Source organism: Mucilaginibacter auburnensis (assembly GCF_002797815.1).
Lineage (GTDB): Bacteria > Bacteroidota > Bacteroidia > Sphingobacteriales > Sphingobacteriaceae > Mucilaginibacter > Mucilaginibacter auburnensis.
The window spans coordinates 875,483-899,404 of sequence record NZ_PGFJ01000001.1 but is presented as its reverse complement, the minus strand read 5'-3'; the positions used below and the strand labels follow the sequence as shown (position 1 = coordinate 899,404).

At 44.5% G+C, this 23,922-nt stretch carries 21 protein-coding genes; 9 read left to right on the top strand and 12 right to left on the bottom strand.

The window, feature by feature from the left end:
• The first annotated feature begins 21 nt into the window (after positions 1–21).
• Complete coding sequence (locus CLV57_RS03965) at positions 22–732, top strand: SAM-dependent methyltransferase (RefSeq protein ID WP_100340046.1); 711 nt, start codon at positions 22–24, stop codon at positions 730–732.
• Positions 733–2,343 (top strand): FAD-dependent monooxygenase, encoded by a 1,611-nt coding sequence (locus CLV57_RS03960; protein WP_100340045.1) that lies wholly within the window; start codon positions 733–735, stop codon positions 2,341–2,343.
• Here CLV57_RS03960 and CLV57_RS03955 read toward each other — a convergent pair.
• Both CLV57_RS03955 and CLV57_RS03950 read right to left on the bottom strand, forming a co-directional pair.
• The gene (locus CLV57_RS03955) at positions 2,335–3,822 is read right to left on the bottom strand and encodes a gliding motility-associated C-terminal domain-containing protein (protein WP_157799059.1); all 1,488 of its coding nucleotides are present in this window, start codon (positions 3,820–3,822) and stop codon (positions 2,335–2,337) included. The genes CLV57_RS03960 and CLV57_RS03955 overlap by 9 nt on opposite strands.
• 84 nt (positions 3,823–3,906) lie before the next feature.
• Positions 3,907–4,179: a 4a-hydroxytetrahydrobiopterin dehydratase gene (locus CLV57_RS03950; RefSeq protein WP_100340043.1), complete on the bottom strand. Its 273-nt coding sequence runs from the start codon at positions 4,177–4,179 to the stop codon at positions 3,907–3,909.
• A 48-nt stretch (positions 4,180–4,227) separates the two neighbouring features.
• Here CLV57_RS03950 and CLV57_RS03945 point away from each other — a divergent pair, with 48 nt between their 5' ends.
• The 3 genes from CLV57_RS03945 to CLV57_RS03935 all read left to right on the top strand — a co-directional run bounded on the left by CLV57_RS03945 (position 4,228) and on the right by CLV57_RS03935 (position 6,866).
• Positions 4,228–5,634: a DUF1593 domain-containing protein gene (locus CLV57_RS03945; protein WP_100341299.1), complete on the top strand. Its 1,407-nt coding sequence runs from the start codon at positions 4,228–4,230 to the stop codon at positions 5,632–5,634.
• 6 nt (positions 5,635–5,640) lie between these two features.
• Entirely contained in the window at positions 5,641–6,240 is a 600-nt protein-coding gene (locus CLV57_RS03940; RefSeq protein WP_100340042.1) for a Crp/Fnr family transcriptional regulator, read from the top strand.
• Between the two features lie 65 nt (positions 6,241–6,305).
• Positions 6,306–6,866, top strand: coding sequence for a DinB family protein (locus tag CLV57_RS03935; protein ID WP_100340041.1), 561 nt, complete (start codon positions 6,306–6,308; stop codon positions 6,864–6,866).
• A gap of 3 nt (positions 6,867–6,869) precedes the next feature.
• Here the strand turns inward: CLV57_RS03935 and CLV57_RS03930 are convergent, their stop codons facing one another.
• Positions 6,870–7,463 (bottom strand): DsbA family oxidoreductase, encoded by a 594-nt coding sequence (locus tag CLV57_RS03930; protein WP_262497413.1) that lies wholly within the window; start codon positions 7,461–7,463, stop codon positions 6,870–6,872.
• Positions 7,415–7,573, bottom strand: a complete 159-nt coding sequence (locus CLV57_RS18675; RefSeq protein WP_262497412.1) for a DsbA family protein — start codon at positions 7,571–7,573, stop codon at positions 7,415–7,417. The genes CLV57_RS03930 and CLV57_RS18675 overlap by 49 nt, the downstream gene beginning before the upstream one ends.
• A gap of 220 nt (positions 7,574–7,793) precedes the next feature.
• Here CLV57_RS18675 and CLV57_RS18715 point away from each other — a divergent pair, with 220 nt between their 5' ends.
• The gene (locus CLV57_RS18715) at positions 7,794–8,312 is read left to right on the top strand and encodes a GIY-YIG nuclease family protein (protein WP_317044565.1); all 519 of its coding nucleotides are present in this window, start codon (positions 7,794–7,796) and stop codon (positions 8,310–8,312) included.
• A 359-nt stretch (positions 8,313–8,671) separates the two neighbouring features.
• Here CLV57_RS18715 and CLV57_RS03920 read toward each other — a convergent pair whose 3' ends face one another.
• From CLV57_RS03920 to nirB, 6 genes are all read right to left on the bottom strand, one after another.
• Complete coding sequence (locus tag CLV57_RS03920; protein ID WP_100340040.1) at positions 8,672–10,111, bottom strand: rubredoxin; 1,440 nt, start codon at positions 10,109–10,111, stop codon at positions 8,672–8,674.
• 1 nt (position 10,112) lies between these two features.
• Entirely contained in the window at positions 10,113–13,631 is a 3,519-nt protein-coding gene (locus CLV57_RS03915; protein ID WP_100340039.1) for a nitrate reductase, read from the bottom strand.
• 18 nt (positions 13,632–13,649) lie between these two features.
• Positions 13,650–14,942 carry an MFS transporter gene (locus CLV57_RS03910; protein WP_100341298.1) on the bottom strand — a complete coding sequence of 431 codons (1,293 nt, stop codon included), beginning with the start codon at positions 14,940–14,942 and terminating at the stop codon, positions 13,650–13,652.
• Positions 14,943–14,975: 33 nt separating this feature from the next.
• Entirely contained in the window at positions 14,976–16,511 is a 1,536-nt protein-coding gene (locus CLV57_RS03905) for an alginate export family protein (protein WP_100340038.1), read from the bottom strand.
• A 93-nt stretch (positions 16,512–16,604) separates the two neighbouring features.
• Positions 16,605–16,961, bottom strand: coding sequence for a nitrite reductase small subunit NirD (gene nirD / locus CLV57_RS03900; protein WP_100340037.1), 357 nt, complete (start codon positions 16,959–16,961; stop codon positions 16,605–16,607).
• A 203-nt stretch (positions 16,962–17,164) separates the two neighbouring features.
• A complete protein-coding gene (nirB, locus tag CLV57_RS03895; protein WP_100340036.1) occupies positions 17,165–19,657 on the bottom strand; it encodes a nitrite reductase large subunit NirB in 2,493 nt (830 codons plus the stop codon).
• Between the two features lie 390 nt (positions 19,658–20,047).
• Here nirB and CLV57_RS03890 point away from each other — a divergent pair, with 390 nt between their 5' ends.
• On the top strand, positions 20,048–20,401 hold the full coding sequence (locus tag CLV57_RS03890; RefSeq protein ID WP_100340035.1) for a DUF7009 family protein: 354 nt from the start codon (positions 20,048–20,050) through the stop codon (positions 20,399–20,401).
• A 48-nt stretch (positions 20,402–20,449) separates the two neighbouring features.
• Here CLV57_RS03890 and CLV57_RS03885 read toward each other — a convergent pair whose 3' ends face one another.
• On the bottom strand, positions 20,450–20,680 hold the full coding sequence (locus tag CLV57_RS03885) for a hypothetical protein (RefSeq protein ID WP_100340034.1): 231 nt from the start codon (positions 20,678–20,680) through the stop codon (positions 20,450–20,452).
• 140 nt (positions 20,681–20,820) lie between these two features.
• Between CLV57_RS03885 and CLV57_RS03880 the strand changes: the two genes are divergently transcribed.
• Positions 20,821–22,374, top strand: coding sequence for a PAS domain-containing sensor histidine kinase (locus tag CLV57_RS03880; RefSeq protein WP_100340033.1), 1,554 nt, complete (start codon positions 20,821–20,823; stop codon positions 22,372–22,374).
• Positions 22,367–22,732, top strand: a complete 366-nt coding sequence (locus CLV57_RS03875) for a response regulator (RefSeq protein ID WP_100340032.1) — start codon at positions 22,367–22,369, stop codon at positions 22,730–22,732. Before CLV57_RS03880 ends, CLV57_RS03875 begins: the two co-directional genes overlap by 8 nt.
• 38 nt (positions 22,733–22,770) lie before the next feature.
• Here CLV57_RS03875 and CLV57_RS03870 read toward each other — a convergent pair whose 3' ends face one another.
• Positions 22,771–23,652, bottom strand: coding sequence for an AraC family transcriptional regulator (locus CLV57_RS03870; RefSeq protein WP_100340031.1), 882 nt, complete (start codon positions 23,650–23,652; stop codon positions 22,771–22,773).
• Positions 23,653–23,922: the final 270 nt, after the last annotated feature.

The window sequence follows — 23,922 nt, the reverse complement described above, 5'->3', positions numbered from 1 at the left end:
AAAAAACTGCATTTTTGCAAAATGCCATACGGAACTTTGTTTTTAATACCTGTGCCGCTTGCTGATAATTCGGCTGCTAAAACATTCACGCCTTTTTTAACGGAAACAATTAACGGGATAAAAGAGTACATTGTTGAGAATGAAAAAACAGCCCGCAAATTTTTAAAAGAGGCCGGATTAAAAACGCCTCAAAGCGATCTCGCTATTCATGATTATGGCAAACACAAACGCGAGCATATTAAAGATTTTTTTAAGGGTCTGCTTAGTGGCAAAGATGTTGGACTGATGAGCGAAGCCGGCTGCCCCGGCGTAGCCGACCCAGGTTCAGATATTGTTGCCGAAGCACACCAACGCGGCATAAAGGTAGTTCCGCTGGTGGGGCCAAGTTCTATATTACTGGCGCTAATGGCATCGGGTTTTAATGGCCAAAGTTTCGCTTTTCAGGGTTACTTACCTATTGATAAGGTACAGCGGGCAAAAAAAATCAAGGATCTGGAAAGCTTTGCCGTCCGCTTTGATCAAACGCAGCTTTTTATAGAAACACCTTTTAGAAACAACTCACTTTTAGATGATATTTTGAAAACAGCGCAGCCCAAAACACGTCTTTGCATAGCCTGCAACTTAACGGCCGAGGACGAACTGGTGCAAACTAAAACTATAGCCGCATGGCAAAGCAAAAAGCCCGATCTGCATAAAAAACCAACCATTTTCATTATAGCCCGTTCTGTTTAAATGCCGGTTATAGAACAACATACACAGGTGCTGATAGTTGGCGCAGGGCCATCAGGCTTGATGATGGCGGCGCAGCTGCTGCGTTATGGTGTTCAACCTGTTATTATTGACAGCAAGCAGGGCCCTACAGATCAATCAAAAGCGTTGGCGGTGCAGGCGCGGTCGTTAGAGATCTACCGGCAAATGGGGATTATTGACAAGGTGCTACCTGGCGGCAAACAGGCAGGCGGTGTGGCTTACACCCTTAACGGCCAAACCCTTATTGACCTTTCCTTTGCCGACATCGGAAGTTCACAGACACATTTCCCTTATGTGTTTTTGTATCAGCAAAACAAAACCGAACGCTTACTGCTTGATGTGCTTACCCAAAATTGCTGTCCGGTTTATTGGGATACTGCTTTGAAAAGCATAACCCAAACAAGTAGCGGCGTAACCGCTATCCTCACCAATAGCGACGGCACCGAAACTATCCTAAACAGTAAGTGGGTTATAGGTGCAGACGGCGCACACAGCATTCTGCGCAAGCAACTACAAATACCTTTTAATGGCGACGTATATGCCAACGAGTTTTATTTAGCCGACATAGAGATTGAAAACCACAACCTTGATGCCGACAAAGTTTCGCTGTACCTCACTAAAAACAACATGGCCGGCTTTTTTCCCATGCCTGAGGCTAAGCGTTACAGGGTGATAGGCAATATTACGCCCGAAATGAACTTTACCGGAGAGATAACTCTTACCGATGTTTTGCCTAATTTAAAAAGCACAGCCAATGCTCAATTCGAGATATCAAAAACACACTGGTTCACTACTTATCGCTTGCATCACCGCATGGCGGAACGTTTCAGGCAGGAACGCTGCTTTTTGATAGGCGATGCCGCGCACATTCACTCACCAGTTGGGGGGCAGGGCATGAACACAGGTTTGCAGGATGCTTATAACCTTGGCTGGAAACTGGCCGGCGTTATAACCGGGCAGTTTAATGAGGCCATACTCAACAGCTATGCAGATGAGCGCATGCCCGTTGCTAAAACATTACTTAACACAACAGATAAGCTTTTTAAACTTATTATATCAGGCAACTGGTTTACGGCTACCCTGCGCAAATGGATACTGCCACGCATGGTCAACTTCGCCTGGCAAAAACCCAACTTCCGCGAATGGTTCTTCAAACGATTAGCACAATTAGACATTTCCTATCGCGACAGCCAGATCAATCTCAATTTAAGTACAGCAAGAAACATTAAAGCCGGCGACAGGCTACCCTATCTTAAACTTTTTGACGAAAAAAAGAAAGAGCAAACCGATCTGCATCAATGGTGCGCCAAGCCGGGTTTTACGTTAATGGTGTTTGGTAAACTGCAGGAACTTGACCTGTTTACACTGGCTAAATGGATAACCCAAAATTATCCCGGGCTTAATTTATATTATCTGCCACCATCAGCAAAAAATGTGGACGTATTTAAAGCATTTGAAATATCCGAAGGGAGAAAAAAAGCCATTATTGTGCGTCCGGATATGCACATTGGCTTTATAAATGATGTAGTGGATATTGATATGATGAGCAATTACCTCAGCAATATTTTAGGCATGAAAAGCGCCTTATCTTAATACAGTTAGCGGTCCGGATAATTTCATTCCTGCTAAATTAAGGTCAATTATATAATAATAAACGCCCGCAGGTACATTTTTGCCTTTATAAGTACCATCCCATGGGTGAGATCCGCCTACGCTTCGGTACATTAACTGCCCGCTCCTGGTGTACACCCTTACAACCGGGCTTGGGTAACTGTCCAGACCCTCAATTATCCATTTATCATTAATACCATCGCCGTTCGGCGTAAACGTATTTTTGGGCTCAACTTTATCAGCCACTAACACAGTAACAAAATCAACCTGCTCGGGGCCACAAGTATTACTATCATCAGACCGGGCTGTCAATTTGTAAGTTGTAGTTTGATTAGGCGAGGCAAATGTGGATGCCGTGGTGGTACTGCTTAACGTACTTACATCGTCTCCTGAAATTGAGGTCCACACCACATCGTTGCTGTTACTCGCACCGTCTAATCTTACAGGCGGCAGGGTACGATAGAATAACTTATCAGCTCCTGCAGTTACGTAAACTTCTGGTTTTACGCGTATTGATATCTCGTTTGACACCACATTGCACGAAAACTTATCAACCTGCCCCGGCGGACCCGAAGCAGCGCGGTAACTGTAAATGCCAGGTGTAGTAGACGACATTCTACTTAAGGTGGTGCTGTTAGCGCCTGCAATTGGCTCCCACAGACCGTTATTAACCTTCTCTTGCCATTGAATAACATTGCCGTTAACAGGAGTAGTTGCTGAGGCTTCAATGCTTTCAGACGTTGCAGCGCAGGTTTCTCTTAATACCTGATTTCCTGGCCCGGTAAACACTGCATCTATTTTTTGTCCGATGGCATTTATAGCAATATCATCTATAGCAAAATCATCCAAATTAGGGCCACCGGTTGTATTACATACTATATAAATACGTACATTATCTATTCCCGGCGATGCTGTAAACTGCAGTGTGATCTTTGACCACAACGTATCCGGGTTTACACTATATTTAGGCAGCGTATAGTTTGTGCGATAGGTAGTACCGGGTGATCCGTTACTCAATACCTCTACAACGCGTAAACTTATGTCGGGCGATGTGCCCCCCACTACTTTACTAACGTTCATCAAATAAGCGCTTAACTCATAGCTGGTACCCGAACAAAGGCCGTTTACGCCATCATCAAACAACACTTCATCACCAATGCCATTACGCGGCTTGCCTATCATCATATAACCGCTGTCGCCGTCATTTTTGGTATGATCCTTAACAGGCCACCAGTTATTAGCGTTAATATTAGTGTTGTTAATTACAGTATAAGCACCAAAATTAGGTACGCCGGCAGTATACACAAGGTTATTAAGACCAAATACCGGTGAGCCAAACGTTTGTCCGCCTGCACCAAAGTTGTAATATTTAAGAGGATCGCTGTAACCCGGGGGCGGCGTTTGAGCAAACGCTACAGTTTTTACAAATAATAAAAAAAAGAGTAAGTACCTTTTACGCATCAGGGGCATTAACAAAATACGGGCCTAAAATACGCATAAAGGTGTAATATTGAGCTAAAGAAGGCAACATCCTACACAACAAAATCAGGCATTTATCTCACCGGCAGGTTCATCGCCCTGCATTTTAAGCAAAACCGCATCAATAGCCGCAGCCAGCTCATTATCTTTATCAGTAACCATATTGCCTGCACTATGAGTGCTTAACCAGATCTCTACCTTATTATAGGTATTGGTCCAGGTGGGGTGATGATTATGGTGTTCGGCCAATTCAGCCACTTCGCTCATAAAAACAAATGCCTGTTTAAAGTCTTTAAAAGTAAAACTTCTGTATAGCTGGTTATTTTGTTGCTGCCACATAATAATATAGCTTTGTTAGTAATGTTGCCCATTATAAATAATAAGCTCATGCGTAAATACTTTGTGTTATTGGCTTTATTATGTGCTATGTTTAAAATCAGCATAGCGCAAAAAGCTAAACCTTTAAATACTAACCTAAAGCCTCGCGTTATTGTTTTAACAGATATTGCGCCGATAGACATTGAGCCTGATGATATGGAATCGTTGATCAGGCTTTTATCCCACGCCGACCTGTTTGAAATTGAAGGCCTGGTATCAACAACGGGCTGGAGCGATTATGGCGATAAAGAGCATCCGGAGATCATTCATGATGTGATCAACGCTTATGAAAAAGACCTGCCTAACCTGCAAAAACGCTCAGCGCAAATATCGTTTTCGAAAGATGAGTCGCGGCAGCAATTGGGTTATTGGCCAAGTCCGGCCTACCTCCGCTCCCGGACTGTGCTTGGCAGCACAAAAATGGGGGTTGCTGCTTTGGGAGAAACCAATAACTCAGCAGGCAGCGATCTTATCATTAAAATGGCTGATGAGCAGGATGAACGGCCTTTATGGATATTGGTTTGGGGTGGAGGCAATACCGTTGCGCAGGCTATATGGAAGGTACAGAAGGAACGCCCGGCAGCCGACCTTAAAAAGTTTTTACACAAGCTGCGTGTTTACACCATAACAGATCAGGACCATGTGCAGTTTCGCTACAAGCACAACGCCAGTTCGCATTACTGGATGCGTAAGGAGTTTGCTGATGATCTGTTTTTTGTATGGGATGAATCGGCATGGCTATATCAAAATAATACCGGTAAGAGCCGTTGGGATGAGTACGCCCGCGACATACAGAACCATGGCGCTTTAGGCGCTATTTACCCTAAATTTAAGTGGGGCGTTGAGGGCGATACGCCATCATTTTTATACGTTTGGCCCAATGGCTTGAATGATCCTGAAAACCCATCGGCAGGTGGTTGGGGTGGATATTTTCAACGTGGCATTAGCGCCGATAGCGTAACCACTGCCTACATTAACCAAAAGAACACACCCGCCAATGCCATCTCCAAAAAGTATCAGGAGAAATTCTATCAGGCTTTGTTCAATAGCTTTGCCGCACGCATGGATTGGGCTAAAGATGGCAAAGGTAACCGCAATCCAACAGTTATAGTTAACGGCGATAAAACCATCAACCTTATAAGGGTCAATTTAAAGCCGGGCACTACCTTTACTTTAGATGCAGCTGCAACTACCGATGCTGAAGGCGATCAACTCCATTTCAATTGGTGGATATTGACGGAGGCCGGCACCTATCAGCAGCCCATAGCAATAGACGGCTCTACCTCCCCTAAAATTAAACTGAAGGTGCCGGCTGACGCTGCCGGAAAAACGTTCCACGTTATTTGCGAAGTCACTGATAATGGCACACCTGCTTTAACATCCTACCGTCGAATAATTGTTAGCGCATTGAAGTAACTGGTTATGCCCGCTGCCCATCCTACCACTGAAGAGCTTAGCGCTTTGAAGGCATTTTTCAATAAAGTACCTGTTTTGCCGGACAAATTATTTGATGAGCTCTTACCTAAATGGAAAGCACGAAATTATAAACGCAAAACCGTAATAACCACCGAAGGTGAGGTTGAGCGCTACCTGTATTTTATTTGCGAAGGTGTTCAACGTTGTTTCAGCACGCATAATAATAAAGAGTTTACTACCGTATTTACTTACCCCTTCTCGTTTGGTGGAGTGGTTGACAGCTTTTTGCTACAGCAACCCGCTAAGCTTACTTACGAAAGCCTTACCACCACCAGGCTACTCTACATCAGCTATCACGACTTGTTTGAAGTAGTAGATAAACACGCCGAATTGGAGAAATGGATGCGCATCATGTTATCGCACACCCTATCGGGTGTATTGGTGCGGAATCAGGAGTTGAGCATGTTTACAGCAGTCGAAAAACTTAGCGCCCTGTTTGCCCGCAGTCCGCATTTGTTTAACCTGATACCCGACAAATACATAGCATCCTACATTGGCGTTGAAAAAACCACTTTGAGCAAAATGATGAATAACATTAAGCTGTAAATGTTGGTCTGCGCCAACTTTTAAACAACAGCCTATACCGTTATTTGCAGCATACTATTTGAACCATGCAGATTAATACCGGCCAGCTTATTCAACAATTAATAAACGAAGTGATGACGCAGATAATGCAGGCTGAACACCTGCTCTCCTTAAGCGACAGCCTGTTAAACAAAAAGCCTGATGAGCATAGTTGGAGCATTGCCCAGGTTGCCGAGCACCTGAATACCTACAGCACCTATTACCTGCCTCGCATTAGCATGGCGCTGGCATCAGCCTCAAAAACAACTGTAACAGACTTTAAACCGGGTTGGCTGGGTAATTATTTTGTTGGGATGATGCAACCTGATAACGGCATCATCAAAAAGAAGTACAAAGCAGCTGCCCGGCATCGCCCTGGTGTCCAGCTAAACAGCCATGAGGTACTCACAACCTACATTACACATCAAAAACAGCTGATAACCTTACTTGAACAGGCGCGCAGCTACGATATTAACAAGCTGCATATACCCATAAGCATTGCCCCTTTTATAAAACTCAAACTGGGCGATGTGTTCCGCTTTATTGTGGCGCATCAGCAAAGGCATACCCTACAAATGCACAACATATTGGCTACGGTTAATAGCTAAGCCTTAGCAATCGCCGCCTACTTCACAGCTATCGCCATCAATTACATCCAGACTGGCAGGACCGTTGGCTGCCGACCATTCGGTGTGGGCTTTTTGGAGGGTTTGTAAAAACACCGCTACCTCCTGCGCGCCCGATACGGCGTATTTATTGTCAACTACAAAGAACGGCACACCGCTTATACCGTACCGCTGCGCCTGCTGAATATCGGCATGCACATCGGCGGCGTATTGGTCGGTAGCCAGCGTTTGTTCAACAAGGGTTTTGTCTAAACCTATGGATTCGCCTAAGGAGGCGAGGGTGGTATGGTCCGCTATGTTTTGGCCGTTGGTGAAGTAGGCGTTGAACAGGGCTTCTTCGGCTTCGTCGCCTTTGCCGTGTTGTTTGGCCAGGTGTGCAAAGCGGTGCGCGTCGAAGCTGTTGGCTACAACGGCTTTGTCAAAATCATAGCTCAGGCCCTCTGCGGCAGCCATTTGGGTAACATGGTTGTTCATTTGGCGGGCGTGGTCAATGGTCCAGCCCTTAATATCAGCCAGGTATTGGGTAACGTTTATGATGGGTCTGTTTTTAAATGCGGGTTCAGCTGAAAACTCTTCCACTCCACTTCAATATCCTTGCTGTTTTCAAACCAATCTAATGCCTTTTCAAACCGGCGTTTGCCAATGTAGCAGAACGGGCACATTACGTCGCTCCATATTTGTACTTTCATACTGCAATTTACAGCAATCCTATTTACCTGCGGTAAGCGGAAAGTAAAAATTGAGGCGTACCGTCTCGCCGTGGATATGAAACGATGTGAGACGATTTATTTTGCAATAAACTGGTTATTAATTAAATAACGATTTTTAGTGAAACGAAAATGAGACGAGTGAAACGGGTTATTTGAAATTCTTTTGTAGAAGTGGCACAAGAATTCCTTTCGCTGTCTAATGCTGTATTCTTGCGGCAGTACGGTTATTGCATTGTCAGTTGTCCTGCTGAGCTTGTCGAAGCACAGACAACAGTACACGATTACCTTTCTATGGGTTTATGCTACATACCTGCATCGCGGTCCTTATCATGGTTCGACGGAGCTCACCATGACATCGGTTATTGCTTTGTCAGTTGTCATGCTGAGCTTGTCGAAGCACCGACAACGGCACGTGATGATTGTCTATGGGTTTATGCTACACACCTGCATTGGGGTCCGTATCATGGTTCGACACGCTCACCATGACATTTCCCTTTATTTTCACACTGAGCTTGTTCAAACACATAAATTGTATATTAGCTATTACATGAAAACCTACTTTGTCTACATTTTGCTTTGCAGTGACGAGTCATATTATACCGGAGTGACGAATAACATTGATATACGCTTTTCACAACATGCTGAAGGAATAAATCCTACGTGTTATACTTATAAAAAGGCGACCGCTGAAACTGGTGTTTTGCGAAACGTTTACTGATATTAATCAGGCAATAGCTTTCGAAAAGCAGGTTAAAGGCTGGCGACGAGCGAAAAAAGAAGCCATAATAAACAATAACTGGCACCTGCTCCCGGAGTTATCCAAAACAGCGAAGAACCGTACATCTGGTGGATCTGATGGTTCTACGAGTTCACCATGACAATAATACGGTTTGTCACACTGAGCTTGTCGAAGCACCGACAACGGCACGCGATGTTTGTCTATGGATTTATGCTACACACCTGCATCTCGGTCCGGATCATGGTTCGACGGAGCTCACCATGACATAAGGCAGTATTATTGTATCATGCTTCGACAAGCTCATCATGACATTGGGTGCATTGTTATGCCATGCCTGTTTAAACATCCACCCCATCACTCACCAACCTGAAATCAGACTTGGGCGCGTCGCATACGGGGCAGTTGTAGGTGGCTAATTGTTCAAAGTCGGTGCCGGGGGCAATGTCATTGAGCGGGTCGCCGTAGGTTTTGTCGTAACGGGTGAGGCAACAGCTGCATTCGTAAATTAATTCCTTTTCTTCGGTTCGTGCAGCGGGTTCAGCAAGCGGAGTTTCGGGTACAATGGCGTTGCACTGCATATCCTGAAAGCTATGGCACAGGGCTATTAAATGCGTGCTGAGCTGCTGCTGCTCCACCCCATCGGCATAAACCACCTCCTCGCGCGAGTTGGGGTTGAAGTCGCGCGTGTGCGATATGCTGTATAGCTCATCTTTTTCCTTCTTGATACTGATAGCACCCTGCAGACCGGTTTTAGGCTGGGTTTTAATGGCAAAACTCAGCTGATAGGTGCGCAGGTCTGCCTCCTCAAACTGTCGTACCAATTGCAGTTTAAGATCAAGGCCTTCCCTGCAAACGTCTTCCACCTGCCAGTTCAGCTCATTGGCCGCATGGCGTATATTGAGGTGATACTTGCTGAGTATCAGGCCCCACTGGTTACGATCGGCAGGGTCTATACCTTTTATAATGAGCGATTTCCATGGCGTGGTGTAGATCTGCCCGATACGGCTTTTCAAACACAGCAAACAAACATCCTTTAAAAAGCCAATAGAAAACAGCTCATTACGGCGGTACACGCCTAGCCAATACTTATTGCTGTATTTGTTAAATCCCTCGTAGTAAGGCAGGAAAAAGTCGGGCAGTTTAAGCGATTCGGTAACCGGCTGAAAAACTACGCTAACCTGCTTTTGCAGGAGGGTGTAAAAGCGTTCGGTATCAACATCAGTGCGGTTGTAAAACAGCTCGGGCTTGTTGAGGATGGTGTGTTCTATGGATTTAGCAAGCACGGGTATATCCTCAGAGTAAACCAGCGTAGGCAGGCAATATAATATATCCGTTTTGGGGAAGCGCACATAGGTGTACCAGTAGTTGCTGGTACCCGAGGCGATGAAGTTAATGTGACCGCTAAAGAATGGTACAAAGCTTTGGTAGTTATCCACCAGGTTCACCTTGAGCTGTGGCTGATAGTCAAAGGCATCAAAAATGTCTTTATAAACGCCCTCGCGCAGCCAGCCGTCAAATTGGGTAAAGATGGTGTCGGTTACGTAGGAGCTGATGATGTTTGGGTATTGGTCCGCATCCACCTCATAGCTGATCTCTGATTTTAACATGTCCAGTTCAAGGTCCTCCAACCGCTCCTCAGCTATGGTAAAGTACAATTGCTGCCTGTTACCAAAGCGGATGCTGGCGGCACCCGCGCTTTCGGCAATCTCCAGTATCTCGTACAGATCGCCGGCAGATATGAAACCGCCGGGCAGGTTGATCTTGATCAAATGCTCCATTTTATCCTGCTTTAGCCATTACTGTATTTTGCAGGGCGGCATCTAACAGGCGCTTTACCTCCGGCCTGCACGAGCCGCAGCCCATGCCCGCGCCCGTGGCAGAGCATAGCTGTTTTAGGTCAACATAGCCGCCGTCAATTTTATTCTGAATGTTACCCGCACCCACATTGTTGCAACTGCAAACCACCTTACCAATAACAGGTTCGGCTTTGTTGCCGCTGCGAAGCAGTTGCAGGCGTTTCTCGCTCAACTCGGTTTTATTGGCGATGAGTTCACGGAATTCAATAAATTCGCTCTTATCGCCTATCAGTATAGCGCCCACCAGCCTGTCCTGGTGAATGATGCATTTTTTGTAGTAGCGCTTGGCTTTGTCAATGAATACCACTTCTTCGTACTCGGTATCATTAGGGCATTCTGATAAGCCGATGCTGCACAGATCAAAGCCATGTATTTTGATGATGTTCATAAACAGACTGCCCTTGTAATAGCTGGCTATATCACCGTTCATGTAAGCTGCTACCACGGCTGCCTGCTGTTCGGCGGCGGCGGAGATACCGTACAGTGTACCGTCAAACTCGGCAATCTCACCAATGGCGTAAATATCAGGATCGCTGGTTTGCATGCGCTCGTTTACCACTACCCCACGGCGGCATTCTAAACCGCTCTCGCGGGCCAGCTCCATGTTGGGGTTAGTACCTATGGCGAGGATAATGGCATCGCAATTGAGTTTGCGCCCACTCTTTAAACCTACGCCTGTAAGTTTTGAGCGACCGTAAAACAACTGTATCTCATCGTCATAATAAATATCGCAACCCTGGTCGGCCATTTCCTCGTGCAACAACTGACTGCCCAAGGCATCCAGCTGGCGGTTTAAAAACCTTGAAGTACGCTGAATGATGGTTACCCTTATACCTATCTCGCGCAGCGATGCTGCCATTTCCAAACCCAACAAACCACCGCCAACGATCACCACGTGACCATCAGCCGGCACATGCTTTTTAAAGTTGTCGGCATCATTGCGGTTGCGCATGGTGAAAATGCCCGGCAATGTGGGCACGTTTTTAGGCACGGCAGCACGACTGCCGGTTGCCATCAGCAAAATATCATAAGGGGTTTTACCGCCTCTTGAATCGGTTACTACTTTGTTAACACGATCTATCTTTTCTACACTTACACCGCGCTGTAAGTTGATATTATATTCAGGTTCTTCCTCGTCGGTCATTTTCACCAACTGCTCCCATTTTTGCTCGCCGCTGATGTAGTCGGGCAGCATAATGCGGTTGTAGAAGGGATGATTCTCTTTACTGAAAACAGTGATCTGATCATCCTTATTCAGTTCACGGTATGATTTCACAAAACCGTAGGAGCCCGCGCCTGCACCTATCACCACAATACGTTGAAATGGCTTTTTAAACTTCTCCACCTTTACGGCACAGAATTTAAAGTCGGGTTCTTTTGATACCGGGTCGAGTTGATCGGAAGTAACATTGTTAGCGCGATTAAGGTCGTTACCTAATATCTTGCTCCAGTGCATGGGCAAAAACACAACGCCTTGTTTTATTTGAGTGGATATTTTGGCTTTAACCTGCACATCACCCCGGCGAGACGTGATCACCGTAACATCACCCTCGCTAATGTTTAACGCCTCTGCGTCAACCGGGTTCAGCTCCACAAAAGCCTGCGGATAATGCTGATTGAGCTTATTAACCTTACCGGTTTTGCTCATGGTGTGCCACTGGTCGCGAACGCGTCCGGTGGTTAATATAAATGGGAAATCCTCGTTGGGCATTTCGCTGGTCAGGGCGTCGGGCACGGCGTGGATGATGGCTTTTTTTGAAGGGGTGTAGAATTTCTTATCGGTAAATAATCTTGATGTACCTTTCAATGCGCCTTTCTTTTTATAGGGCCACTGCACGGTTTTCATTTCCTTTAACACATCATAACTCAATCCGCTTATGTCGATGTTGGTTTTGGCGGTGAGTTTGACGTGCTCCGCGTAAATAGTGGCAGCGTCTTTAAAATCGAAGCCGTGATAACCCATTTTTTGCGCAAAGCGGCAAATGATTTCGGCATCCGGCAGAGCCTCTCCCGGTGGGTCAAGCACTTTATTCAGGTAACTTATGCGACGCTCGGAGTTGGTCATGGTGCCTTCTTTCTCGGCCCAGGCAGCGGCGGGCAGTATCACGTCGGCATAAGGCAGGCATTCTGATTTGTTGCTTACCTCCTGCACCACCACAAATTTGGCTTTCTTCAATGCCTCTTCAGCTAAGCGCACATTGGGCAAGCTGGTAAGCGGATTGGTACACAATATCCATATCGCTTTTAGCCTGCCGTTATTCAAGGCCTCGAACATTTCGGTGGCCGTTAAGCCAGGCGTAGGCTGAATAGGCTTGCCTCCCCAAAATTTTTCTACTTCTTCGCGATGAGCGGCATTTGCCAGATCGCGGTGTGCCGGTAGCAGGTTGGATAGGCCGCCTACTTCCCTGCCGCCCATGGCATTAGGCTGCCCGGTTAATGACAGCGGACCAGAGCCCGGCTTACCTATTTGCCCGGTTATCAGGTTGAGATTGATCAGACTTAAATTTTTGTTTACACCGATGGCACTTTGGTTAAGGCCCATCGTCCACATGGTGATAAAGCCGTTGGCGTTGCCAATGTATTTTGCAGCTAAACGGATGTCTGTTTCGCTCACACCACAGATCACTGCCGACTCATGCACTGTCCTATCAAAAACCAGTTTGCTGTAGGCATCAAAACCCTCGGCATGGTTGGTAACAAAATCAAGGTCAATATCGCCATTCTCAATCAGCACACGGCCAATGGCATGGTTAAGCGTGATATCGGTCCCAGGATTGATCTGTAAATGCAGATCGGCTATGCCCGCGCTGTCGGTAACACGTGGGTCAACCACTATAATTTTGATGTGAGGATTAGCCGCTTTATGCGCCTCCACCCTTCTCCATAAAATAGGATGGCACCAGGCCGGATTGGCACCGGTTACGTAGAAGCAGTCGGACAGTTCAATATCATCATAGCAAACTGGCACACTGTCTTCTCCTAAAGCTTTTTTGTAACCCACCACCGCGCTGCTCATGCACAGGCGCGAGTTGGTGTCAATATTATTACTGCCGATGAAGCCTTTCATCAGCTTATTCAACACATAATATTCTTCTGTTAAACACTGGCCCGATGCGTAAAATGCCACCGAGTCGGGTCCGTATTTATCTATAAATGTTTTAAAAACGGCAGCAGCACGATCCAAGGCATCATCCCAGCTTACGCGTTGCATGGGCATGTTTTTATTATAGCGCATTTGCGGGTAAAGCAGCCTGTCGCTCTTGTCATTAACCGTGTAGTGCAGGTTAAGGCCCTTACTGCATAGCATGCCTTTGTTTACCGGGTGGTTTTTGTCACCCTGAACAGTAATGCTGCCGCTCTTTTCTTTATTAACGAGCACACCGCAGCCTACCCCGCAGTAGCAGCAGGTTGAAGTAAAACTTTGGGTGTTCTTTTTAGTCATAGGTAGATGTCTAAAATATTAGATGGCGCTTCCGGCAATTTCTTTTAAGTCTGCATCAACGGCTACTGCTTGCTTTTGAAATCGGGTGATGAGTATCACCACTGAAACCGCTATAACAATATAACCGATGTAGGTAAATGCCTCAACATAAGTAATAGTATCTGATTTGAACAGGAAGCCGAACAGCATACCGCCCAGGTTGCCACCGGCACCCACAATACCACTCACCAAACCCACATTTTTTGTATTTACAAAAGGTACGATGCCATAGGTGGCGCCGTTTGACATCTTTAAGAAAAGGGCGAAAGTAAGCATAGAGCCAATTGCCATAAACAATGAGCCTGCCTGTGCAAAAAGTATCAATCCGCAGCCTTCCAGTAACAACATAGCGGCCAGCAGCAAACCTTTACCGCGCATACCAAACTTGTTACCAACCTTATCTGAAGCGATACCGCCCAATGCACGGGCAAAAATGTTCATGAAACCAAACACACCGGCCCAAAAACCTGCTGAGCTTTGGTTAAGGTGGAAGGTATCAACAAAGTGCAGGGCTGCAACGTTATCAAATGTAAGCTCCATGCCAAAGCACATGGCGTAGGCCAACATCAGGGCCCATATTCTCCAGTCAGATAATACGCTCCAATCTGTTTTCGTATCCTGTTGTTTATGACCTATCTCATCGTAGTTGCCGTTAGGTGTATCTTTAGTGTAACGGTGGTATAAAAAAGCCATAATTAACATCATTACTCCCGGAACGATCATAGCATATCTCCAGGCCTCTGCCGGGGTATAGCCAAAGCCAACTATCGCGGCAAATATCAAAGGCATAACCATGTTGGTAACGCCACCACCTAGGTTGCCCCAGCCACCGGTAACTGCATTAGCTGTACCTTTTATGTTAGGTGCAAACATCATTGACGTGTGGAATTGGGTAATAACAAATGATGCACCTATTACGCCAATAGCCAACCTGAACAATAAAAATGTTATGTAGCTGTGCGCCAATCCAACCAAAAAAACGGGAATGGCACCAACCAGCAACAGCCTTACGGCAGTTTTACGCGGCCCCCATGTATCGCACAATTTACCTATGATAAGGCGGGCAATAATGGTAGCCGTAACAGATGCAATGATGATATTACCAACCTGACCCTTGGTTAAGCCCATCTCGGCACGAACGGTTGGCATTAATGGCGCCAAACCAAACCATCCGAAGAAACAAACAAAGAACATTAACCAGGTGATGTGAAAGGTGCGCATTTGTACGCCTTTGCCTGAGAATATATTGAGTTTAGTAAGTTGCTTTTCCATTTTTTGTTGCATTTATAGTGATTGACGGATAGATTATTTATTCAAAAAGTCTGGTTTGATATTGATCTGCAGGTAGGCCCAAACCGGACTAAGATTTGTGCTGCCCGGAGTCAAATTCTTGGCGTATTCCATGCTTCTTGTTGCAGCCATGTAGGATAAACCCAGATCAACTGTGGTTAAGCTATTTAATTTATAGGCCGCAGTAAAATCAAGCTCGGTGCTCAGGTGTTTGTTCAAGGCTTGTCCGCTTACATCTTTTTGATCGGCGCCTAACATAAAATAATGCCCTGCCAGTTCTGCCGAAAAACGATTAGCTGTCAATTTTACTTTCAGGTACGGATCTGATAAGCCACCGTTTGGCGCGCCGCTAACCGCGTAGAAATAATCCATATAGCCCCAAAACTTATGCGGCGTACCGTATAGCGGATCAAAACGGTGATTGGTTTTTGAAGTTGAAAAGGCGTTGTTACCTGAAAGGTAATCCCAACCGGCTGTATAGCTCATCTTTCCGGCTTTGTAGGCTACAGATGCCGTAAGCATGTATGCGTTTAGGGCTAAACTATCTTTGTCTCTGCCGCCTTGATAATAATAACCTGCAGTAGCCGCCCATTGGTTATTCTTACCAAATACAGGGTTAACCAATATTCCGGTTGTAATACGGGTATTAACACCGCTTTGATTAAAGCGCCTGCCATAAATATAACCTACATTACCGTTCGCAACGTTTCTTGCCGAATCTAATTTGTACTTACCAAACTGGTCAGCAAAGAACAAACCTGAAAATTTGGTTTTTCCTACTTTTTTAGCGGCATATAAATATTGAAAGGCTTTATAGTTTTGTGTTAAAGCGTTTGTGCCCGGAGAGTTCACAAATACCGGGCTCCCCTTCTTATCGCTGTTACCCGCGGCATTCACCAATGGCAAAAAACCTGCTGGTGTATTGGCCAGGTTGCCGTTATTGTCTTTAACGGTAGCCGGGATATTTGCCGGTGTGTAATAGGTGCCGTTGTAGTTAATAGCATCGGTATGTTGGTTAAAGGCGGCACCCAGATCAACCTGCCAGCCGCTTTGCTGCAATTTAAAAACTATGGCATCATGCCGGCGGGCCTGCATGGTCCAGTCTAAAGCGCCTAACAGGCGTTCATCATCATAAGCTATTTCCTGCCTACCCAGCTTTATGGCGAAATAATCAAATGGCGACGATTTGAAAGCAGCATCTTTTTTGTTGGATAATATGATTTCGGCCCAGGCTTCGTGTACACCCAGTTTGTTGCCGTCGGCGGCGCTAATGGTGGATGCATCCTGTCCCCAAAGTCTTACATCCTGAATGGATGTTTGAAAAATAAGTTTACTTGATTTGTAATTAAATGTCAGCCTGGTGCGCTGCGCTGTAAAAAATGATGCGCTGTTACCTGTTGGTTGTAGGGTACCATAGCCGCTACGCAGTTCGCTCCGGGTTTTGAGTTGCCCGGTCAAAGATACCTGTGCGTTGACATTGTTACACAACATAGTGGCGGGAATTACAATTATTGTAAAATACCTGCATAGTTTGAGTACATTTTTATACATTTGATAAGTTTTTAGTTGTTAAAGCGAAAACTACAATAGCTCTGTTCGGGACTGCGACCTCCCTGCAGGGCTTTTTTTATGTTGGGGTGTGAGTTACTCTAATGCTATTCCTACGTAAACCTTACCGTCTTCTACCTTTACCGGGTAGGTTTTGATCTGGTAATCATCTCCGTTCAAACATTCACCTGTTAAAAGCGAGAATGTTTTTTTGTGGAACGGACAAGCTACCTTAGGTTCGCAAGTATCGCCTGCGCTGCCTATCATTCCCCTTGAAAGCGCCATTTGCTGCTTATGCGGACAAAGGTTTTGGGTGGCATACCATTCGTTACGGCGAGAGAAGTTGTAAATTGCGATCTGCTCATCGCCATGTCTCATACATACCCCGCCATTCTCCGGAACATCATCAATGTAGCAGGCAGGTATCCATTCAATTGCTGTTAGTGTTTCCATGTTGTATTGTTTTAGTCCGGAAGTCGGATAGACCGGATATCCGGAAGAGTTGCTTTGTTAGTCCGGAAGTCGGAGGTCCGAAAGTCCGGAAGAATATTTTCTTTTACTGTCATCCCAAACTTGTTTCGGGACCCCACGAATAAGCATGCTGCTTTGCAAGTGGGGTGCTGAAACAAGTTCAGCATGACGTTATTATTAATTTATTACCAATTCGCTTTAACCTGTCCGCGCATTTCTTCAAATTTCACGTTAGGGTCCTTTTGCTCGGGAGCATTCACAAAGTGCGAGAACTTTTTGCGTAGCTCAGGGTTTTCAATTACCTCTTTCCACTCGCAGTGGTAGGTGTTTACCAATTGCTGCATTTCTTCTTCCAACTGTGCGCAAATGCCCAGGCTATCATTAATGATCACATTTTTAAGATAGCTCATGCCACCTTCCATTTTATTGAGCCAGGTAGCGGTACGGGCAAGCGGATCGGCAGTTTTGATGTAGAACATCAGGAACCTGTCCAGGTATTTCACCAGCGTTTCTTTATCAATATCAGTAGCTAAAAGCTGAGCGTGCTGCGGTTTTGAACCACCGTTACCGCATACATACAGGTTCCAGCCTTTTTCTGTAGCGATGATACCGAAGTCTTTTGATTGCGCCTCGGCACACTCGCGGATACAACCGCTAACGCCACCTTTAATTTTATGCGGCGCACGGATGCCTTTATAACGGTCTTCTACCTCAATAGCGAATGATACGCTATCATGCAAACCGAAGCGGCACCAGGTGCTGCCTACGCAGCTTTTTACGGTACGCAGGGCTTTGCCGTAGGCATGGCCGCTTTCAAAGCCGGCATCTATCAGTTCTTCCCATATCAGCGGCAGGTCGCTTACGTGCGCGCCAAAAAGGTCAATTCGCTGACCACCGGTTATTTTGGTGTAGAGATTATATTTTTTTGCAACCTGACCGATCACTATCAACTTATCGGGTGTGATCTCGCCACCCGGTATCCGCGGAACAACCGAATAAGTACCACCTTTTTGTATGTTAGCCAGGTAACGGTCGTTACTATCTTGTATGGTTGATTGTTTTACAATTACCTCGTTCCAAAGGCTGGACAGGATGCTTGCTACCAGTGGTTTACAGGTTTCACAACCATCGCCTTTACCGAAATGATCAAGCACCAGGTCATAATTTTTTAGCTGGTTCATTTTAACCAGGTCATACAACTCCTGGCGCGAATAGTCAAAATGTTCGCAAATGTTATTTTTAACGTAAGCGCCGTTAGCTTTCAAGGTGCCGTTAACCAGGTCTTTAACCATTGGCATACAACCGCCACAACCTGTGCCTGCCTTGGTGCATTTTTTAATGCCATCAACAGAGGTAATACCCAGATCAGTTACCGATGAGCAGATAGCGCCCTTTGTTACTGCCTCGCATGAGCAGATCAACGCGTCATCGGGTAAGCTCATTACACCGGCGCCTTCGCTTTCTGCCCCACCGCGTGATCCTAATATCAGATCTTCGGGATTAGGAGGTAGCACCAGTTTATTATTTACCGTTTGCAACAGCATGTTGTAGGCATCGGCATCGCCTATCAAAATACCACCCAGTAAATACTTACCATCAGTAGTAATGTTAATACGTTTGTATATGCCTTTGTGGGTATCTTCAAAAACAATGGTGCGGCAGTCCGGCTCGGTAATAAACGCGTCGCCAAAGCTGGCCACATCAACACCTATCAGCTTAAGCTTGGTGCTCATGTCATAACTATAAAACAGCTTGCTGCCGCCGGTTAGTTGCGATACTACAATATCAGCCATTTCATAACCCGGTGCAACCAGGCCGTATATCATACCTTCATACAAAGCGCACTCGCCTATGGCAAAAATACTCTCATCGCTGGTTTGCATTTTGGCATCAACCAAAATACCACCGCGAGTACCAACCTCCAGTCCGCATAGTTTAGCCAGCTCGTCGCGCGGACGAATACCTGCTGATATTACAAGCATATCTATAGGCAACTCGCTCCCATCATTAAAATTCAATGATTCGGCACGGTGCTCACCGCCTATATATGCAGTGCTTTTATTCAAATGCACACTTAAGCCCAGCTCTTTCAGTTTAGCCTGCAACATACCGCTGCCTGCCGAATCTATCTGCCTTGGCATCAACCTTGGCGCAAACTCTATAACGTGGGTGCTTTCAATTCCCAGATCTATCAATGCCTTGGCTGCCTCCAAACCTAAAAGACCGCCACCCATTACGGCGCCGGTCTTTGCGGTGGTAGCATACGCTTTAATTAATTCAAGATCTTCAATAGTACGATATACAAATACGCCATCTTTTTCAACGCCCGGAATATCAGGCACAAAAGCAGATGAACCTGTAGCTAAAACCAGGTAATCATATTTCAAGGTAAGGCCTGATAATGAATGTATGGTTTTCTCTGCGCGGTTGATCTCTTTTACCGGGTCGCTAAGGTGAAGATCAATTCCGCTTTCTGCATACCAGGATGCAGTTGAAAGAGAAAGATCATCGGCAGATTTGCCATTGAAATACTCGCTAAGGTGAACACGGTCGTAAGCATGACGCGGCTCTTCGCCAAATACTACAATTTTGAAGTTGGATGATTTGGTTACAAGTTTTTCGCAGAACTTGTAACCCACCATTCCGTTTCCAATCACTATGACTGTTGATTTTTCCATGTTGTTAAAGCTTTTTATGATAAATACAATAAAAAAGCGACCTATTATTGTGTTTATATAGCAATTTTATATAAAAAAAATCACACTCACAAGTTTTTACATTATTTTTGTAATAAAAACAACGATTATTTTGTTTCAAAACCACCATTTAACCAATTAAAAATCATATAACATTAATTAAAATGATAACAAAATTGATAATTGTTAAAAATTAACTCAAAACAACCACAAAAGATACACCTGTTTTTGGAATTTTGATAAAAATCATGAAATACAATGAGAAATCTAATCGATAATCAGCAATAATTGATTTTAAGAAATAAAAAAGCGTTAATAAACCATTATTAACAGAAAATAAAACGCATAAAAGCACAACCAGATAAAAAAAATATGAAAATAAGGATAAAAGGCAACTCAATTAGATACAGATTGAGCAAAACAGAGGTAGAGCGATTTACAGAATGCGGTTACGTGGAAGAAAGCATAGAATTTCCGACTTTAAACTTAAAATATGCGTTACAGCGTAGCAAAACAGTTGAAAATTTAAGTGCAACGCTAATAGACAACACTATTATTATATATATGCCAGTAAAAATGGCTCACGAGTGGCAAAAAGAAGATCAAATTGGATTTAGCGGAACCAACAATAAATTATCGCTATTAGTAGAGAAAGATTTTCAATGCCTGGACAATACTTTAGAAGATCAAAGCGATAATTATCCTAATCCTTCCCTAAAGTGTTAGCGCGTTATAAATAGAAAGGGGCAACGATCAACTCGTTACCCCTTTTGCTTAATCATTAGGTCCGATAATTCCACCGTCATCGCTCGACTCCGGCTCTATATCAAGTCCGTTGTTATTAGTTACGGCTTGTGCCTGAGACTGACTTCCGTGTTGGGGATAATTTTCCTGCGTATCAGGCTCGTTGGCATGCCCGCCAAAATCTTCTGTTTCTTTCGGACTTTTTATAAAATCGGGCGTTTTATCTTCCTGCTGCGGTTTATTTTGGTCTGTAGTATTCATATTTTCTCTTTTACATTTAACAACTGTAGAACCCGTTCAATGTTTTATTTTAGAACCCAACAATAAAACCATGTGGAAATTACCCACGTATTTAAACAAATTTGTTTTATAGGCGTTTACACACTCAAATACTTACAACATTGGATAGTTTAAATAACGGCGAATTTACCTTTTCAGACAACACAGCAAAGCAGGACCTGCAATTACTCACGCAGGCACTTGACGCGTCTATATCAGGGGTGATCATTACCGACAACCAGCAGCCCGACAACCCCATTATTTATTGCAATAAGGCTTTTGAAGAAATATCAGGATACAGCAGAAACGAGATAATTGGTCATAATTGCCGCTTTTTGCAAAAGGAGGACAGGCAGCAGCCGCAACGCGCCGCTTTGGCCGAAGCAGTAAAAAAAGGCGAAAACGTTACGGTAGAGATAAGAAACTATCGCAAAGACGGCACTTTGTTCTGGAACGAATTATATATGTCGGCCATAAAAGATGAGCATGGCAAAACATGTTATTTTATAGGTGTACAAAACGATGTTACCCGCCGTAAAAAAGCCGAGCTTGACCTTCAGCATCAAAAAGACAAAATGGAAAAGCAGGTTGAGGAGCGTACCCGCAGCCTAAGAGAAAATGAAGAATATCTGGCCAGTATAGTCCAAACTGTACGTGAAAGCTTGGTTGTACTTAACCCCGACCTAAAGGTTTTAAGTGTGAACGACCATTTTGTAAAAACCTTTAAAGTGACCCGCGAAGAAACTGAAGGTAAATTAATGTATGAGTTAGGTAATGGCCAATGGAATATACCGCGTCTTAAAGAGCTGTTGGAAAATATTTTGCCTACTAATAATCCAGTATTGGAGTTTGAGGTAGAGCATGATTTCCCGCACATTGGTAAAAAACTAATGCTGCTCAACGCGCACAGGATAGAATTGGAGGGCCAATTCCGTGACCGGATTTTGATTGCCATTGAAGATATTACCGATAGACGCGAGATAGAACGCCGCAAAGATGATTTCCTTTCAATAGCCAGCCATGAACTGAAAACACCGCTTACCACCATCAAGGGTTATGTGCAGGTTATGCAAAAGCTGATGCCTGCTGATGTGAGTGACAAATTGAAGGAGATACTGCGTAAAACCAGCATTTATGTTGAACGACTAAATACGCTTATTGCTGAATTATTGGATGTTTCGCGCATACAAACAGGCAATATTGAGCTACATCGCGAACCGTTCAACTTTGACAAAATGGTTTATGAAACGGTAGACCACCTACAGGCCGCGCAGGAAAGCCATCAAATAAAATTAAGTGGCAAAGCAACAGATAATTACAATGGCGATGAATCGCATATTGTACAGGTGGTAAACAACCTGATATCAAATGCTATTAAATATTCGCCGGACGCCAGCTTAGTGGAAGTACACCTGTCGCGTGTGTCTAACTACATTAAAGTCGCTGTTAAAGATCACGGTATGGGCATCAGTCCGGAATATCATAAAAGAATTTTTGAACGCTTTTACCGCGTAGGCGAAATACAGCAACGCTTCCCGGGAATGGGTATAGGTTTATATATATGCGACCAGATCATTAAAAATCATGGTGGCACGCTTTGGGTGGAAAGTGAGTTGGGTAAAGGTTCTACATTCAGTTTTACGTTGCCAATGCAGGAAAGGACTATTAATGACTAATAAGAAAATATTGATCTGCGACGACGACGAAGGAATACTGGATATGCTGGAAATGATATTGGAAGAAAGTGGTTATAATATCACTCCTGTGAAAAACAGTCTCCATATTTATGACGAGATAAAAAAAGTTAAACCCGACCTGATATTACTGGATCTTTGGATGCCCGTACTATCCGGCGACCAGATATTACGCACCTTGCGCAAAAGCCCCGAAACCAATAGCTTACCTGTTATTGCCATTTCGGCCAGCCGCGAAGGTCAACGCATAGCTACCGAAGCGGGCGCCAGCGATTTCCTGGCCAAGCCGTTTGATCTGGATTTGCTGGTAAGCAAGGTTAAGGAAGCTATAGCGGCATAAAAATTAAGCCTTGCGATACATCTTGTATTGCAAGGCTTCTATCCTACCTCCCTCAAAATCCGATGTTCCTTTTTAAACTCCAGCGGGGTTTTGTTCATCAGTTTTTTAAAGTAGCGGTTAAAATTGCTCAGGTTGTTAAAGCCGCTGTCATAGCACACCTCGTAAATGGTCATGTCTTTTTCCAATATCAGGTTGCAGGCGTGAGCGATTTTTACCTCCAACAAAAAATCCTGAAATGTTTTACGGGTTTTGGTTTTAAAGTACCGGCAAAAGGCTTTAGCGCTCAGGTTAGCTACCGATGCAATTTCTTCCAGCGATATCTTTTTTTGAAAGTTCTCTGATATGTAATGGAATACCTTATTTAAGCGATCGGCTTCCTGCGGCTCAATTTTGTTAGGTTGATAAATGGTATTGATATATTCCCGGTCTTTTGAAACGGCAATTTTTTCAAGTATGCTCAGCAATAGCATTACGCGTTCCAATCCGGTAGTTTCCTGCAACTTCTTTATCATGGGTTTAAGCTCAGCCTTTGTTTTACCCATGATCTTAATACCCAGCTTGGCTTTTTCTAACAGTAACTCAATATTCTTCAGTTCCGGCGTACTGAAAAACCGCTCGCCTAAAAAATCATGGTGAAAATAAATTACGGTCACCTCAGCTTTTAACTTTGAGTCTTCTACAAAATATTCCGGGTCGCAGCGCCACATGTGTGCCAGGTTAGCGCCAAATAAACAAAGCTCATCCGGTTCAAAGCGGTGCACATCATTACCTATAAAGCGCGTACCCCTGCCCTTATGAATATAGATAAGCTCAATTTCAGGATGGAAGTGCCACTGGTTATAAAAATTCTGCCCGGTGTTTTGATGTACTGAAAAAGATGATTCGGGCTTATGCGGAACTTTCAACAGGTGTGGCTTCATGGCGTTAAGATATAAAATCTACAATATTGGCTTTCATTTACTCAAATATATGTTACTATAGTATCACTTTTTGCGAATTGGTTGGAAATTATTTTTAACAGAAAGGGAGAGATTTGAAAATACAAGGCCGGGTTAGTTAACCACACCAACCACGGACCGATTGATAAACCAAATATTTGCGATTTTTTTTGAGGGATTAAGGCGGGAAAGACAAAGTACTTTATGGCGCATGTAGGCGTTAATGGTATGTTGTCAATTTTAAGTTAAAAG

Coding starts and splice junctions, on each gene's coding strand:
- CLV57_RS03955 (WP_157799059.1), bottom strand. CDS start 3,822: ATGCGTAAAAGGTACTTACTCTTTTTTTTATTATTTGTAAAAACTGTA.
- CLV57_RS03945 (WP_100341299.1), top strand. CDS start 4,228: ATGCGTAAATACTTTGTGTTATTGGCTTTATTATGTGCTATGTTTAAA.
- CLV57_RS03875 (WP_100340032.1), top strand. CDS start 22,367: ATGACTAATAAGAAAATATTGATCTGCGACGACGACGAAGGAATACTG.
- CLV57_RS03910 (WP_100341298.1), bottom strand. CDS start 14,942: ATGGAAAAGCAACTTACTAAACTCAATATATTCTCAGGCAAAGGCGTA.
- CLV57_RS03905 (WP_100340038.1), bottom strand. CDS start 16,511: ATGTATAAAAATGTACTCAAACTATGCAGGTATTTTACAATAATTGTA.
- CLV57_RS03885 (WP_100340034.1), bottom strand. CDS start 20,680: ATGAATACTACAGACCAAAATAAACCGCAGCAGGAAGATAAAACGCCC.
- CLV57_RS03950 (WP_100340043.1), bottom strand. CDS start 4,179: ATGTGGCAGCAACAAAATAACCAGCTATACAGAAGTTTTACTTTTAAA.
- CLV57_RS03935 (WP_100340041.1), top strand. CDS start 6,306: ATGCAGATTAATACCGGCCAGCTTATTCAACAATTAATAAACGAAGTG.
- CLV57_RS03920 (WP_100340040.1), bottom strand. CDS start 10,111: ATGGAGCATTTGATCAAGATCAACCTGCCCGGCGGTTTCATATCTGCC.
- CLV57_RS03890 (WP_100340035.1), top strand. CDS start 20,048: ATGAAAATAAGGATAAAAGGCAACTCAATTAGATACAGATTGAGCAAA.
- CLV57_RS03915 (WP_100340039.1), bottom strand. CDS start 13,631: ATGACTAAAAAGAACACCCAAAGTTTTACTTCAACCTGCTGCTACTGC.
- CLV57_RS03940 (WP_100340042.1), top strand. CDS start 5,641: ATGCCCGCTGCCCATCCTACCACTGAAGAGCTTAGCGCTTTGAAGGCA.
- CLV57_RS18675 (WP_262497412.1), bottom strand. CDS start 7,573: ATGAAAGTACAAATATGGAGCGACGTAATGTGCCCGTTCTGCTACATT.
- nirB (WP_100340036.1), bottom strand. CDS start 19,657: ATGGAAAAATCAACAGTCATAGTGATTGGAAACGGAATGGTGGGTTAC.
- nirD (WP_100340037.1), bottom strand. CDS start 16,961: ATGGAAACACTAACAGCAATTGAATGGATACCTGCCTGCTACATTGAT.
- CLV57_RS18715 (WP_317044565.1), top strand. CDS start 7,794: ATGCTGTATTCTTGCGGCAGTACGGTTATTGCATTGTCAGTTGTCCTG.
- CLV57_RS03960 (WP_100340045.1), top strand. CDS start 733: ATGCCGGTTATAGAACAACATACACAGGTGCTGATAGTTGGCGCAGGG.
- CLV57_RS03965 (WP_100340046.1), top strand. CDS start 22: ATGCCATACGGAACTTTGTTTTTAATACCTGTGCCGCTTGCTGATAAT.
- CLV57_RS03870 (WP_100340031.1), bottom strand. CDS start 23,652: ATGAAGCCACACCTGTTGAAAGTTCCGCATAAGCCCGAATCATCTTTT.